Here is a 15553-nt window from a genome sequence, read left to right on the forward strand (position 1 = left end):
AGCTAGTTATTTAATGTAATGGAACTAATTCGCGGTATACATAATATTTTACCAGCACATCATGGTTGCGTTCTCACTATAGGCAATTTTGATGGGGTCCATCGTGGACATGCTGAAGTTATTTCGAAGCTAGTACAGAAGGCTCGCCAATTGAAGGTTCCGGCGACATTGATGACCTTTGAGCCTCAACCACAAGAGATGTTCAGGGGCGAAAATGCACCTGCCAGACTGAGTATTCTCAGAGATAAGATCTTCTTACTCGAAGAATTGGGTATTGACAGGTTAGTGTGTATTAACTTTAATGCAAAGTTCGCTAGTTTACCTGCTGAAGATTTTATCGATAAACTATTGGTCGAATCTCTTGGGGTGAAGTATCTGGTTGTCGGTGACGATTTCTGTTTTGGTAAGCAGCGCAAGGGCAATTTTAATATGCTCAAGTCTGCCGGTGAACAGCACAGCTTCGCTGTGGTTAGTACCCAGAGTTTTCTTCTTGGTGATAAAAGAGTTAGTTCGACAGAGATCAGAGACTTGCTTGCCAAAGGCAAGATGGAGCAAGCCAGACGCTTACTCGGTCACCCATTTACTCTTTGTGGCAAAGTAGCGCACGGTGAAAAAATTGGACGAACTTTAGGTTTTCCAACCGCCAATATTGCTTTGAAACGTCAAGTTTCTCCCGTTAGAGGAGTGTTTGCCGTTAAGTTGTATTGGGATAACAGTGATACTTATGAAGGCGTTGCTAATATAGGTTTCAGACCTACAGTCAATGGCCAAGTATGCCAATTAGAAGTACACCTTTTTGATTTCGATGGTGACCTGTATGGGCGCACTGTCGAAGTCGAATTGGTAGCAAAGATTCGAGATGAGCAGCCATTCCAATCACTGGAAGCGCTGAAGAGACAAATTAACAATGATGCTGACAAAGCCAAAGCTCTGCTTGGCTGCGATGCAGGCTAAGCCCCTTGGCTAAATTAACGGTATAGGATCAATGAGCGACTATAAATCTACTTTGAATTTGCCGGAAACAGAGTTTCCGATGCGTGGTAATCTGGCTAATCGTGAGCCAGTGATGTTGAAGTCCTGGACAGAAGATGGGCTGTATCAACAGATCCGTGATAGCCGTATTGGCCGTAAGCCTTTTATCTTACATGATGGTCCTCCATATGCGAACGGCAGTATTCATATAGGCCATTCAGTCAATAAGATCCTAAAAGACATTATTGTAAAATCTAAGACACTATCTGGTTTCGACGCACCTTACATTCCTGGCTGGGATTGTCATGGTTTGCCTATCGAGCTAAAGGTCGAGCAGAAAGTCGGTAAGCCGGGACATAAAGTTACGGCTGCACAGTTTCGTGAAAAGTGTCGTGAGTATGCGGCTAAACAGGTCGATGGTCAGCGTGAAGACTTTATCCGTTTAGGCGTTTTTGCCGACTGGAATAAGCCTTATCTTACGATGGACTTCGATACTGAAGCGAATATCGTTCGTTCATTGGCAAAAGTGATCGATAGCGGCCACTTACATAAAGGTGTTAAGCCTGTTCATTGGTGTACCGATTGTGGTTCTGCTCTGGCAGAAGCCGAAGTTGAATACGAAGATAAGAAGTCTCCGGCTATCGATGTCGCTTTTGCTGCTACCGATAAAGCTGCGTTACTTGCTAAATTCGATGTGCAGGACTGTACTGGTTCGGCATCTATGGTTATCTGGACGACCACACCGTGGACATTGCCGGCAAACAGAGCCTTGTCTGTTTCGCCTGAACTTGATTATGTTCTCGTTGAATTTGTAAAAGATGGCGCTACTTCGACAGTTATTCTTGCCGATGCACTGGTAGAGTCTTGCATGGAGCGTTATGGAGTCGAGTCTCATAAGGCGCTGGGAAAAGCTAAAGGGCAAGAGCTTGAGCTGTTGCGTTTTAACCACCCTTTCTATGATTTTGATGTTCCTGTGATCTTAGGCGATCACGTTACCGTCGATTCGGGTACCGGTGTAGTACACACAGCCCCTGGTCACGGTCAGGATGACTTTGTTGTCGGACAGAAGTACGGTCTGGAAGTGGCCAACCCTGTCGGTGACAATGGCGTGTATAAGGCTGATACAGAGATATTTGCAGGTCAGCATGTATTTAAGGCAAACGATAACGTCGTAGCGCTTCTTGAAGAGAAGGGCGCCTTAATCAAGCATGAAAAAATCATGCATAGTTATCCGCATTGCTGGCGTCATAAGACTCCAATCATCTTTAGAGCCACACCACAATGGTTTATCTCTATGGATCAAAAGGGGCTAAGAAAGCAAGCGCTTGGTGAGATTGAGCAGACTCAGTGGATCCCTGATTGGGGTCAGAGCCGAATTGAAAAAATGGTTGAGAATCGTCCGGATTGGTGTATCTCTCGCCAACGTACCTGGGGCGTACCTATTACACTGTTTGTTCACCGTGAAACTGAAGAGTTACACCCGGATAGTATCTCTTTGATGGAGCGTGTTGCCAACAGGATCGAACGGGAAGGTATTCAAGCCTGGTGGGACCTTGATGCTCAAGAGCTTCTTGGTGATGAAGCCGAACAGTACCGTAAAGTGACCGACACATTGGACGTATGGTATGACTCTGGGTCCTCTTTCTCGTCGGTTGTAGCCTCACGTCCTGAGTACCAAGGTCATGAGATCGATCTTTATCTGGAAGGTAGCGATCAGCATCGTGGCTGGTTTATGTCTTCATTGATGATTTCGACTGCTATGAATGGCAAAGCACCTTATAAGCAAGTGCTTACTCACGGGTTTACCGTGGATGGCAACGGCCGTAAGATGTCAAAATCTATCGGTAATGTTATTGCGCCTCAAACTGTGACGAATAAGTTAGGTGCCGATATCCTGCGTTTATGGGTAGCAGCGACCGATTATAGCGGTGAGATGACGGTATCTGATGAGATCTTAAAACGTAGTGCCGATGCCTATCGTCGTATTCGTAATACTGCACGATTCCTGCTTGCTAACATCAATGGTTTCGATCCTGTTAACGATCTCGTGGCCGTTGAAGAGATGGTTGCTCTGGATCGCTGGGTAGTGCGCCGCGCAGCTGCACTGCAAGAAGAGCTGATTGAAGCTTACGAGCAGTATAACTTCCACGTGGTAACACAGAAGTTAATGCAGTTCTGTTCCGTTGAGCTCGGTAGCTTCTATCTCGATATCATTAAAGACAGACAGTACACAGCTAAGGGCGACAGTGTTGCTCGTCGCAGTTGTCAGAGTGCGCTTTACTTGATCTCTGAAGCTATGGTGCGCTGGATTGCGCCAATCTTAAGTTTCACCGCAGATGAAATTTGGCAGCTACTACCGGGTGAGCGTGAGAAATATGTCTTCACTCAAGAGTGGTACCAAGGGCTTGAGTCTGTGACACTTGATTCAGACCTGAGTGACGAGTATTGGGAACAGTTGCTAACTGTCCGTGGCGAAGTAAATAAAGTCATCGAACAAGCTCGACGCGAGAAACAGATTGGTGGTTCTCTGGAAGCTGAAATTACCTTATATGCGGACGATGCATTGTCACAAGCATTAGCGACATTAGGTGATGAGCTAAGATTCGTCCTATTGACCTCAAAAACTCAGATCGTTGCACTATCATCTGCTCCTGCTGACGCTATCGAAACCGAAATGACATCGTTAAAGCTGGGATTACATAAAGCAGAATCTGAGAAGTGTGAACGTTGCTGGCATCACAGAGAAGACGTTGGTCAAGTGGAAGCGCATCCAACGCTTTGTACTCGTTGTGTGACCAATATTGAAGGTGACGGTGAAGTTCGTCAGTTTGCTTAAAGAGAAGTGTTAATACTAACCAAGTCGGAAGCGTAAGCTTCCGACTTTCGTTAGTCGATGCGCTAGATTTTTTTCGCTGTTATCAGAAGCAATTTGATAAGGCGATGTGCCAAAGTATGCATAGAAGGAACATTTTAATGCCAACTAACTGGAAAGACAGTGGTTTGCGTTGGTATTGGGTCGTTGTATTGGTGTTTATCGCCGACCAAGTATCGAAGCAATGGGTCTTAACCAACTTTGAACTACATGAGTCAGTGAACTTATTACCTTTCTTCAATTTTACCTATGTACGCAATTATGGCGCAGCATTTAGCTTTTTAAGTGATGCCGGTGGGTGGCAAAAATGGTTATTTACCTTTATCGCCGTTGCATTTAGCACCATATTAACTATCTGGCTCAGAAAACAACCGACTAAGGTGTGGCGACTCAATTTAGCCTATACCTTAGTGATTGGTGGAGCCTTAGGTAATCTGATCGATCGCCTGCAGCATGGCTATGTTGTAGACTTCTTGGACTTTTTCTGGAATACGAGCCATTTTGCAGCTTTTAATATTGCAGACTCGGCTATCTGTATTGGTGCCGGTCTGATCATTCTTGACTCATTTATCGGTGACGATAAAGAGAAGAGTCAGAATGGGCAAAATGATAATAACGCAGCGAAGGAGTAACACACTTGTCTGATCTACGTTCTATTTTATGTCATATGAATATTGTGCTTGAAGATGGCTCTACAGCCGACAGCACTAAGGCTTCCGGTAAGCCTGCTAGATTAAATATCGGTGACGATACCCTGAGTCCGGCTTTTGAGTCTCAGATCGCAAACTTGGTCGAAGGGGATAAGCACTCTTTTACCCTCGGCGCTGGTGATGCCTTTGGTGAGTCTAATCCTGATGCGATTCATCATATGGGCAGAAGTAAATTTCCGGCTGATATGTCACTCGAGCCTGGTGTTATCGTCAGTTTTGGCGGACCTGGTGGAAGTGAGATCCCCGGTATCGTTCGTGAACTGGCTGGAGATTCGGTTACGGTCGATCTGAACCATCCTTTAGCGGGTCGGACAGTCACATTCGAACTTGAAGTCGTACAGGTACTTTAGAGTATGCAAGAAGCTAAGAGTCTGCAGATAAAACTGGCAAATCCCAGAGGTTTTTGCGCCGGTGTCGATAGAGCTATCAGCATTGTTGAACGTGCGTTAGAGCTTTTCTCACCACCTATTTATGTGCGTCATGAAGTCGTACATAACCGCTATGTGGTACAGAACCTTAAAGACCGAGGTGCTGTGTTTGTCGAAGAGCTTGATCAGGTTCCCGATGACAGTATCGTGATTTTTAGTGCTCATGGTGTATCACAAGCCGTGAGAGCCGAAGCAAAACACCGTGGTTTAAAAGTATTTGATGCGACTTGTCCTTTGGTGACTAAGGTTCATCTGCAGGTGACCCGTGCCAGCCGTAAAGGCATTGAGTGTATTCTGATTGGCCATGCGGGCCATCCTGAGGTTGAAGGCACCATGGGGCAGTATAATAACCCCAATGGTGGTGTGCTTCTGGTTGAGTCTCCGGCCGATGTAGAGTCCTTAGTCGTCAAAGATGAGGATAACTTATGCTTTGTTACTCAAACGACCCTTTCGATGGACGATACTAAGGATGTTATCGAGGCACTTCAGAAGCGCTTCCCGGCGATTCAAGGCCCTCGAAAGGATGACATCTGCTATGCTACCCAAAACAGGCAAGATGCCGTGCGCAACGTTGCAGATGATGTCGACCTGTTTCTTGTGGTTGGTTCGAAGAACAGTTCCAATTCAAATCGACTTCGCGAGTTAGCCCAGAAGAAAGGTACGCAAGCTTATCTGGTCGACAATTCAGAAGATATAGATGCTGTTTGGTTCGATGGCGTCACCAAAGTTGCTGTGACCGCCGGAGCCTCGGCTCCAGAAGTGCTTGTTAAACAAGTCATAGACGCTGTCGCCAAGCTTGCTCCCAGTGTTATCACCGAGGTGGAAGGGCGTAAAGAAGATACCGTTTTTGCCGTACCGGCAGAACTCAGGTAACTTTTACTTAACTAGATAGTATTATTAATAAAAAGGAGGCTTAAGCCTCCTTTTTTGTTGCCTGAATTTCATACTGGATCTAATGGAGTCGATTTTTAGACACTAATATTACTAGCGCCTAACATTCGACTCATCTATGATTAACTAATGTTCTAATTTTCTTACCTAACTTTAGGATTTTCAAAGGGTAAATCGATTATTTTTCGTCAAAAATATGACGAAATCGGGAGGTTTGACGATAATGCTGAGTGAAGAGAGAGGCTTTTCTTTAATTGAGGTCATGGTTGCACTTGTGATCTTAGTTGTTGGGTTGGTTGGTGTATTCAATCTTCATATTGTCGCTAAACGCGGTAGTTTCGAGTCCTTTCAGCAGACTCAAGCCTCATATTATGCCAGCGATATAATCAATCGAATGAAACTCAATCGAGGCCAACTTGCCAATTATGCAGGGAACTATACTGGTGTTCCTACAATTCCATCAAAAGCATGTACAGGAGCTGCTATATGTAGCCCAAGCCAAACAGTAACATGGGACCTCTATGAATGGAGGGCTTCCTTTGTAGGGCAAGCCGAGAAGGTCGGAACGACAAACGTTGGTGGATTGGACACTCCGACGGGGTGTGTCACTATTAATGGCAATAATGTCACTGTGGTTATGGCTTGGAAAGGCATTCGTTCTATTTCGGATGCTGGTGAAGCTGGTAGTTGTGGAAGCTCAAGTGATAGGCGTCGACTCTTTACATTGCAAACAGTGATCATTTAAATGAATAAATTAGCAATTAGTATGACAAAGTTTCAAAAAGGGATGTCACTCGTAGAGTTAATGGTGGCGCTAGTGATTGGCCTTTTTTTGTCTGCGGGTGTCTTTACTATGTTTAGTATGTCTTCATCTAATGTGACGACAACAGGCCAATTTAATCAGATTCAGGAAAATGGCCGCATTGCACTTGCGATTATGGAGCGCGATATAAGTCAGCTGGGTTTCATGGGAGATATTACGGGAACAGATTTTGTCGTGGGTGTGAATACGACGGTTGATGCAGCAATTCCTCCCACAGGTACAGATTGTATTGGAGCTGGCTTGAATAATGCCAGTTTACCGAATAATCAACCTGCTCACTTTAGGCGTTTATGGGGATATGAAAACGGTCTAAGTGCTCAAAGTTTGGCATGTTTATCTGATGTAAGAGATAAAACGGACGTTTTACAGATTAAACGCTTTATTGGGCCGAGTGTTGCTGCTGGTGATGTATCGGGATACTACGTATCAACGACTTCCAGTCAGGCTATTTTTTTTAATAATGGCACACCTTCAGCTAATTTAACCAATGGTCGAATTTGGGAGTATCAACACCATGTGTACTTCATAGGAAATGATGCTAATGGTATCCCAGTTCTTCGACGTAAAACTCTTACAAGTACAGGTATGAGTAATGATGAGCAGTTAGTTGAAGGGATTGAAAATATAAGAGTGCTTTATGGTTTTGATAATGATGGTGACAGTACTCCTGATAGCTATATGCCCGCTGCAAGTGTGACCTCTTTAATGTGGGACAATGAGGGTTTTCAGCGTCTAGTCGCCTTAAAAGTGCATGTATTGATACGTTCGGTTCAACCGGATAGTAGCTATACCAATGAAACTCAATATCTGCTTGGGGATAAGGTTATCAATGCGCCTAACGATCACTTTAGGCGTAAGGTGATGTCGACGACAATTGTTTTAGAAAACCCTGTACTGATAAGAAGCTAGTTGAGGATGTGGATGAAAAAACAGAAAGGTATTGCACTATTTTTTTCTTTGATTGTACTTGTCATCATGACCGTGATTGGTATTGCTTTAGCCGTAAACTCTAATCAATCGATGAGAATGGCTGGCGCAGGTTCAGAGAGGCTTGAAGCGAAGGCGGTTGCCGATGGCGGGCTCACTCAGGTGATTTTTGATAATGCGGGAGCTTCTTTCGCCAGCCTTGCAGTCGAAACTACCGCGACTGCTTTTGGAAGCAATCAAGTAATCACTCCATTGCCGGAGACTGGCGTTAGAGATGTAGGTTGTCAGAGAACATCAAATGCCACTGGCGCAAATTTAGTGAGTTGTAGGCGAGTGCAAATAACGAGTACGGTGGCATTTGGTAGAGATGATTTAGGTTCGCTTACCGTTGCTTCGGGTGTAGAGCAGCAAGTGCTGACAGGAAATTAACGATATGTTTTATAAGAATTGTTTATGTGGTGTGTTTACCGTTTTAGTGATTTTGTCGTCAGGCACTTTTGCAGACGATACAGAACTCTATCTGATTGACTCTTCAGTTAATACCGGTAAACGTCCGCAGGTGTTATTTGTTTTTGATAACTCCGGGAGTATGTCGACGGAGGATCAAAATGCGGTGAGCTCTTACTGTTCTGCAGCCGATAAAGCCAGTGGAGGATGCAATTATGCAGAAGGTTTTGGTACCTATTTAGAGGGGTACCACGGCTATATAAACGATAAGGGGATCTATTGGAATGCCGGTGGAATCGATAATACCGCTAGTATGCCTGTACCGGAGGACCCCAACGAAAGTCGTCGTTTTGAGGTGTCGAATAATAACTGTAATAGTGCAGTTACAGCATTAAATGAGCGTGGTAGATATACAGGTTATATTAGAGAATTTAAGTCCAGCGGCAAGAGCGGGGAGTGGTTCTCACTGGCTGAGAATAACGGTCTCAATAAGGCTGCCTTGGTTGACTGCCATGAAGATATTCTAAAACCTGATCCTGCAAACCCAGGGAGTATCATTAAGGGGAAGAATGTAACGACGTTCGATGATGGTTACCCTATAAATGACAAAAATATGTATACCTCCGGAGCCACGGACGTCGATCGTTTGTTTAGCGAGGCTAATACAGATTTTGGTAAAGGCTCACCTGTTACGCTATATACGCCGCATTATTTAGTTTGGTATCAGTGGGTAACAAAAACTGAAGAGGGGCAAAATAGTGGTGGCACGGGGACAAGACTGGAAGTTGCAAAGGATGCGTTGAAGACAGCTTTGACCGGTTTATCTATCCCTATAGATGCGGGTTTGGCTGTGTTTAATCTGAATTACCCACAAGAGTATGAAATTGATGGTGGAAGGATCGTTTCTGCTATTAAAGAGATGACGCCGACCAATGAAAGTACTCTCATCTCCCTGATAAACGGTATGCCGGCACAAACCAATACACCGTTATGTGAAACCTTATATGAAGCCCATCAATACTTTAGTGGTGGGGCTGTGACCTTCGGTAATAAAGACCGTAATGGGCAAGGTTATTATAAAATTGATGGTTATGTACCAAATAACCCGCCAAGTATTATCAGTTCGGGGAGTTATACAACACCTTTTAAAAAGTGCCCCGATACCGCCTATATCATCTATATTACAGACGGTGCCCCAACGTTAGACCGGGCGGCGGATGGTGCTATAGCTGGCTTAACGGCTTCAGCTGCCAATGCTGCCAACTATGCGCCTTTTACCTTTACGAATACGCGAGGTGATGAAGAGACAAGTTATATGCCCGCTCTGGCAGCATATATGTATAACAATGATTTGGTTAAAGGTGTGAAAGATGCGAGTGGTGTAGATAATCAGCAAAACGTAAGATTATTTACCATCGGCTTTTCTGATGGTGCAGATGCGGCGGCGGATCTGCTTGAGGAAGCGGCATTCAGAGGCGGAAACCCCAGAGTAAATGGAGTATCGAAGGGCTATTACGTTGCTAAAAATGGTCTGGACTTAGTCACTGCGATGGATGATGCTCTGAAGTCTATTCTGTCTATTGACTCATCTTTTACATCGCCCAGTATCGCCAGTAACAACTTTGATAAAACCCAAACCTACAACTCAGCCTATTTTGCGATGTTCCTGCCCGGAAAAGGTCCTCGCTGGAGTGGAAACCTTAAAAAGCTAAAGGTTAATGGTTCGGGGGATATTGTCGGCCCCGGTGGTACGGCTAATGCGATCGATTCGAATGGTAATATTGCTTCGACCACCTGTACTTTTTGGAATACCTGTTCGGGGGCAAACAATGATGGTAATAAAGTCACTGCCGGCGGTGTATTACCCGCATTGAGAACGGCACTTAAAAATAGAAAAATATTAACTAATAGCGGTAACAGCTTAATCGATATTGATAACTTATCGACATCGACTATGTATTCACTGCTTGGTAGCCCTATTGCGGACTCTCAATCGACAGCCGTTCGAGAGCATCTAGACTGGCTCTATGGTGTGGATGTCGATGATGATGATAATAATGGAAGCTTTTCCGATACCAGAGAGGATGTGATGGGAGACCCTCTGCACTCTAAACCTTTGGCAATCAACTTTGGCCCCTCAACTTCAAGCTTGGATGTTCGGATCCTTGTTGGTACCAACCAGGGATTAGTCCATATGTTTAAAGACTCAGATAAAGGAAGTGCAGATTACTCTGTTGGAGTTGTTACAGAGTCTTGGGCATTTGCTCCTGCTGAACTGCTAAGTAATATTCCGGAGTTAAGAGAAAACCTGCCAACAGGTGAACACAGTGTCTATGGCATGGACTTATCACCCGTTGCGTACACAGAAACGGATTCTAGTGGCAAAGTCAATAAAGCGTGGGTCTATTTGGGGATGCGCAGAGGTGGTGTTTCCTATTATGCGTTAAACATTACCAATCCTGATAGCCCCGCATTTAAGTGGAAGATAGACTCAAATACGAGTGGATTAGAGGAGCTTGGGCAAACCTGGTCAGAGCCTGTGGTTACATCTATATCTGGAGTAGAGGGGCCGGTGCTCATATTTGGTGGCGGTATGGCTTCATCTGATGGAGCTGGAGAAGCTGTGTATATTGTCAATGCTGATACTGGTGAATTTATCCATAAGTTTACAGCTGCAGGTATGTATAGTGTTCCGAACAAGGTGGCAGTGTTAGACAGTAATAATGATGGTATAACTGACAGAGTATATGCAACAGACATCGGCGGTAATGTTTGGCGCATGGATCTACCTTCAGCCGATAAAACTAGTTGGTCAATTTTTAAATTTGCAGCTATTGGTTCGGGAACGGCGCCCGATGATAGGATGTTTTTTGCAGAGCCCACAGTGGCGCAGACTCAAATCAATAATATTCATAGTGAGAGTGGAGTGTTGTCTTACCAAAACCTTCCTTATGATGCGGTTACGGTTGGTACGGGAAATCGTACTCACCCGTTAGATACAGTAACAAACGATATGTTTTATGTATTTCAAGATAGGGATGTGGTGACCAAGACATTTTCTAGTGACGATATTCCAGCACCTTTGACACTTACAGACCTATATAATGTGTCCACATCGGCTCCATCATCTGAAAGTGATAATATTGCCTTCGGTACCAAGAGAGGCTGGTATTATAATTTTGCAGGTTCGGGCGAAAAGAGCCTTTCTGCGTCTTTGATTTTCGATGGAAAAGTGTATTTTACCTCCTTCCTGCCACCAGTTAATACTGAGGTTGATCTGGATGCCGGAATTTGTGGTTTCTCTGGTCAGGGTAGACTTTATGTATTTGATCTGCATAAAGGAACGAGGACGTCCAGTCAGCTTTACTATGAAATTGGTGAGCGGGTTCCTGATACTCCACAGATTGTCATCCCTGAGCCTGAAGAGGGTGAAGAATCTATAGCTTACATTATAGGTGTCGGTAAAGGGGAGTGTGTAGATGGGGAGTGTAAGGGAACCGTAAAGTTAGGGAGTGGACTAACGACTAACCGAATTTATTATCATCTGGATGAGAAACAGTAATGGGAAATATAAAAGGATTTACGTTAATTGAAGTTATGATCACGGTAGTTATTGTCGCTATATTAGCGGCTATTGGCTACCCCTCATATATCGATTATGTCACTAAGAGTGGTCGTTCAGAAGGGGTTGCAGCCGTGCTTCGTGTCGCAAATCTGCAAGAGCAGTACTATATGGACAATAGGGCCTATGCGACTGATATGACAAAACTGGGGTTAGGCGCTACAGCTTTTAAAACTGAACATGGATACTATGAAGTGACATCTAGTGGAACCAGTTCTTTTACCATCACCGCCAAGGCAATAGGAACACAAGCTAGCCGTGACTCAATATGTAAAACAATTACCTTAACCGATACTGGAGCTAAGGGCCCCAATATGGAGTGCTGGAAATGATGAGAAATATTGTATATCTCGGTAGTTTATTAGCTGTGGCACTTTCTATTGCTCCGGCAGAAGCTGCTTACCAAGAATATAAATGTCATGTGTCCAGCACAAAGAAAGGGGGGCAAGTAGTGTTCTACCGTTGGAAAGAGACTGATTTGCAATTAAAAGTGGCTGGTCTACCTGGTAAACAGTTAACAGATCATCAAGGAAAAAAATATTTTATAAAAGAAGTGTTTGAGTGCGTCTCATTAGGAGAGGACTTTTCTAGTGAGAAAGCTCAGCGCCTCGATGAGAGAACGTTAAGGTAGAGTCGACTCTGACGGTGGTTCTAATTGACATTTTTTTCATGAACCTGCTAAGTTCATATCACAAATTGCTCACGAGCTTAGCAGCTTTTTCCATCTTCGCCGTATGATATTAATCCTCTACTGCTAACTGAAATACTTTTTGAACGGCTACTTTTCCCACCTGGACAGTAAATTATGGTTGCACCACTTGATAGGCCTTTGGGGGAGAAAGTGAAAGGTGTGGTTGGCCCTTTTACGTTATCTTTAGAGTTTAAGTTACCAATCACGCGCAGCTCTTTCCGTCTACACCGTACGATATTAATCCGCTACTGCTAACTGAAATACTTTTTGATTGGCTATTTTTCCCTCCTGGACAGTAAATTATGGTTGCACCACTTGATAGGCCTTCGGGGGAGAAAGTGAAGGTGGAGCTTGAGCCTGTCAGTTTATCATTGGGGTTAAAGTTATCAATTACACGTAGCTCTTTTTCACTGCTATCGGCTCTCGTTATATATACCCTTATTCCATTTCCCCAGTTGGTACCACAGGACGTAGTTGAAGCGAATGCGCAGACGTTTACCGTTGTACCGTAACTAATAGCTTGGTTTCTTGCGAAAAGAAAAATATTGTTGATTTTTTCGATATTATTATTAACTCGTACACTTTCATACACTGAAACTAAAGATGGTACACCTATACCAAGTAAAATAGCCGCTACAGCCATTGTCACCATTACTTCAATGAGTGTGAAACCTTTTGATAATCGCCGCATGAGATCTTCCTTTCAATTCTCTGTTAAGTATATGTGAGAACCAAGTAGTTTTCAGTATCAAATAACAATTAATTACAGCCAAAATATTGGCTGTAAAGGAAAAATTGACAGAGGCTAGAGGATTTTAAGGTTAGTTTAATTACATCGGATATTACTGTCTTTAGAAAAGCGTATTCTACCGGCTTGATTAATTATTACCGCCTTTGAATGCTCGCTAGATACAGAGCTTGGACAATAGCGAAGTGTTCCGTTGGTACCGGAAGCTAATCCATCGGGTTGAAATCGAACTGCTGAGCGATTGTAAGTGACAAAGTCACCTTGATGGAAGTGGTCTGTTGTCAGTAAAACTTGATCTGAGCCATCTATAGTATTGGGATCTCCTCTATCGATAAATATTGTGATCCCTATTCTCCAGTCTTGTGTACAGATTCCCTCCTGCAATGGGCAAGCTGTAACTCTAGAACCATAACTAATAGCGCTGTTTCTGGCTAGTTGTAATGTGCTTCGTATTGTTCGTATGGCACTATCTGCGCGGTAGGCCTGATATAGAGATGCTAGTGATGGTATTGCCATGCTGATAAGTGTTGTTGATACCACGAGTGTTGTCATTAACTCTATCAATGTAAATCCGGCACAGTTTTTCATGGTTTCCTCCCTGGAAAATTAAGGTGTATGCATCCGGCAATCACCGTTGAGCTACATTAGAATCGGTAACTCAATATCTGAGTATAGCCGCTGATATGGGCCTTGTTAGGAGTTATTTATATTGTTCTGAACTAAGAAAAATGCTTCTTTATTGTAAATAATATAATCGACTACAGTGTCCATGCCAGTCATGCTAAGCTTAAGGATTGAGAGATAAAACCCATTGAAGCAAGTATAAAGGAGTGTTTGATGAAGAAGGTCGAAGCCATTATTAAGCCATTTAAGTTAGATGATGTGCGAGAGGCGCTTGCTGAGATAGGGATCACCGGAATGACGGTCTCGGAAGTCAAAGGCTTTGGACGGCAGAAAGGTCACACCGAGCTTTACCGTGGTGCTGAGTATATGGTGGATTTTTTACCTAAAGTAAAAATTGAACTGGTTATTCAAGATGAGTTATTAGATCAGTCCATTGAGGTTATCGTAGATACAGCTCGAACAGGAAAAATCGGCGATGGTAAGATCTTTGTCACCGAAGTCGAACGTGTGATACGTATCCGTACCGGTGAAGAAAACGAAGAAGCTGTTTAGTCGACTCTTTTTCTGTTTTAGAAATAACAATACCGCAGAAACTTCTCTGCGGTATTATTATTTCTAATCTTTGAATCGTTTATTTTACAGCCGGATGGGACGAGGAGTCTCTTATCACTGGTTCCGGTATAAATATTTTTGCATCTTCAGAAGTTTGTGCACGTCTATTGGCGATCAGTAGTTCGGTCGCCATCTGAGCAATCTTCTGGTTTGGCTGATGAACCGTTGTCAGCTTCGGCCATGTCTGCCTCGAGAAAGGGCTATCTTCGAAACCAACAATAGAGATGTCGTTAGGTATATCCATCCCTTCAAGCCTGGCTGCAAATAATGCTCCGGCTGCAATTTCATCGTTACAGGCGACGATGGCTGTAGGTCTGTCATCTCTTTTCAACAGCTCTTTAGCGCCCTTTACACCGGACTCAAATGAATATTCACCTTCAATAATATTGTCTTTCTTGATGGCAAGGTGATTATTCTCCATCGCTTCAGTAAAGCCGGCTAGTCGCTCTTTGGTTGATTCATGGTGCTGATCGCCACTCAGAAAAGCGATATTTTTATGACCGAGTTCAATCAGATGTTGAGTAATAGAAACGGCACCATGCTTATCGTTCACCAGCACTGCCAAGCCAGTCTTTGCATCGATGTTAGCGCCAGCTATGATACGTACATAATTTGCATCTATCTTATCTAATGCTGCCAAAATCTTAGGGTCTTCAGATAGTGGTGGCGTCAACACTAAACCTGCGAGCCTTGCATGCTTCACCATCTTAGTTAACTCTTCACAGATGTTATCTGCTTTAGCGTTACATGGATGAATCAATAACTCATAGCCCAGATCTTTGCATGAGGATAGGATTCCATTTTGCATATCAATGACATAATAAGCATTCGGGTTGTCGTAAATAAAGCCGATGACATATGATTTTGTACCCGCCAAATTTCTTGCTGCTAAATTGGGTTGGTAATTTAGTGCCTCGATGGCTTCATTGACTTTATCAATGGTAGCCTGCTTTACAGAGGGTTCATTATTGGTGACTCGGGAAACCGTCTTTATTGAGACGCCTGCATATTTTGCTACATCGTTTATTGTGACTTTCATTCAGCTAAACACTCTTTATATCAGTGTATTACGCATTTCAAACTTAGGTGCTACAAGGTTCATAATTGAATGTAGACCTCAGCTTTACGAAAAACTAACTCTCAACTTGTACTGGCTATAGTGCGAACTTTTACTCTAATTAGCAAA

General features: G+C 43.6%; 16 protein-coding genes. 12 read left to right on the top strand and 4 right to left on the bottom strand.

The genetic code is table 11. The annotated features are described in order from the left end of the window. The first annotated feature begins 18 nt into the window (after positions 1-18). From ribF to SSED_RS06170, 11 genes are all read left to right on the top strand, one after another. Positions 19-954, top strand: coding sequence for a bifunctional riboflavin kinase/FAD synthetase (gene ribF, locus SSED_RS06120; RefSeq protein ID WP_012141540.1), 936 nt, complete (start codon positions 19-21; stop codon positions 952-954). Between the two features lie 31 nt (positions 955-985). Beyond that, a complete protein-coding gene (gene ileS, locus SSED_RS06125) occupies positions 986-3808 on the top strand; it encodes an isoleucine--tRNA ligase (RefSeq protein ID WP_012141541.1) in 2823 nt (940 codons plus the stop codon). Positions 3809-3945: 137 nt separating this feature from the next. Further along, positions 3946-4476, top strand: coding sequence for a signal peptidase II (lspA, locus tag SSED_RS06130; RefSeq protein WP_012141542.1), 531 nt, complete (start codon positions 3946-3948; stop codon positions 4474-4476). A gap of 5 nt (positions 4477-4481) precedes the next feature. Next, positions 4482-4904: an FKBP-type peptidyl-prolyl cis-trans isomerase gene (fkpB, locus tag SSED_RS06135; RefSeq protein WP_012141543.1), complete on the top strand. Its 423-nt coding sequence runs from the start codon at positions 4482-4484 to the stop codon at positions 4902-4904. 3 nt (positions 4905-4907) lie between these two features. Further along, the gene (gene ispH / locus SSED_RS06140) at positions 4908-5855 is read left to right on the top strand and encodes a 4-hydroxy-3-methylbut-2-enyl diphosphate reductase (RefSeq protein ID WP_012141544.1); all 948 of its coding nucleotides are present in this window, start codon (positions 4908-4910) and stop codon (positions 5853-5855) included. A 241-nt stretch (positions 5856-6096) separates the two neighbouring features. Continuing rightward, a complete protein-coding gene (gene pilV, locus SSED_RS06145; protein ID WP_012141545.1) occupies positions 6097-6618 on the top strand; it encodes a type IV pilus modification protein PilV in 522 nt (173 codons plus the stop codon). Then, positions 6619-7605, top strand: coding sequence for a PilW family protein (locus SSED_RS06150; protein WP_012141546.1), 987 nt, complete (start codon positions 6619-6621; stop codon positions 7603-7605). 12 nt (positions 7606-7617) lie between these two features. After that, entirely contained in the window at positions 7618-8052 is a 435-nt protein-coding gene (locus SSED_RS06155; RefSeq protein ID WP_012141547.1) for a pilus assembly PilX family protein, read from the top strand. 4 nt (positions 8053-8056) lie between these two features. Beyond that, positions 8057-11632, top strand: a complete 3576-nt coding sequence (locus SSED_RS06160; RefSeq protein WP_012141548.1) for a pilus assembly protein — start codon at positions 8057-8059, stop codon at positions 11630-11632. Next, positions 11632-12024 carry a type IV pilin protein gene (locus SSED_RS06165; protein WP_012141549.1) on the top strand — a complete coding sequence of 131 codons (393 nt, stop codon included), beginning with the start codon at positions 11632-11634 and terminating at the stop codon, positions 12022-12024. Before SSED_RS06160 ends, SSED_RS06165 begins: the two co-directional genes overlap by 1 nt. Beyond that, entirely contained in the window at positions 12021-12323 is a 303-nt protein-coding gene (locus SSED_RS06170) for a TapY2 family type IVa secretion system protein (RefSeq protein ID WP_012141550.1), read from the top strand. The genes SSED_RS06165 and SSED_RS06170 overlap by 4 nt, the downstream gene beginning before the upstream one ends. Positions 12324-12400: 77 nt before the next feature. On the opposite strand, the gene SSED_RS25140 is transcribed toward SSED_RS06170, so the two are convergent. From SSED_RS25140 to SSED_RS23915, 3 genes are all read right to left on the bottom strand, one after another. Further along, positions 12401-12589, bottom strand: a complete 189-nt coding sequence (locus tag SSED_RS25140; RefSeq protein WP_190273197.1) for a GspH/FimT family pseudopilin — start codon at positions 12587-12589, stop codon at positions 12401-12403. Further along, positions 12586-13074, bottom strand: coding sequence for a GspH/FimT family pseudopilin (locus tag SSED_RS06175; RefSeq protein WP_012141551.1), 489 nt, complete (start codon positions 13072-13074; stop codon positions 12586-12588). The genes SSED_RS25140 and SSED_RS06175 overlap by 4 nt, the downstream gene beginning before the upstream one ends. A gap of 135 nt (positions 13075-13209) precedes the next feature. After that, positions 13210-13719 carry a GspH/FimT family pseudopilin gene (locus SSED_RS23915; RefSeq protein WP_012141552.1) on the bottom strand — a complete coding sequence of 170 codons (510 nt, stop codon included), beginning with the start codon at positions 13717-13719 and terminating at the stop codon, positions 13210-13212. Positions 13720-13968: 249 nt separating this feature from the next. Here SSED_RS23915 and glnB point away from each other — a divergent pair, with 249 nt between their 5' ends. Continuing rightward, complete coding sequence (gene glnB / locus SSED_RS06180; protein WP_012141553.1) at positions 13969-14307, top strand: nitrogen regulatory protein P-II; 339 nt, start codon at positions 13969-13971, stop codon at positions 14305-14307. 79 nt (positions 14308-14386) lie between these two features. Here the strand turns inward: glnB and SSED_RS06185 are convergent, their stop codons facing one another. After that, entirely contained in the window at positions 14387-15406 is a 1020-nt protein-coding gene (locus tag SSED_RS06185; protein ID WP_012141554.1) for a LacI family DNA-binding transcriptional regulator, read from the bottom strand. Positions 15407-15553: the final 147 nt, after the last annotated feature.

It is taken from the genome of Shewanella sediminis HAW-EB3, assembly GCF_000018025.1.
Taxonomy (GTDB): domain Bacteria; phylum Pseudomonadota; class Gammaproteobacteria; order Enterobacterales; family Shewanellaceae; genus Shewanella; species Shewanella sediminis.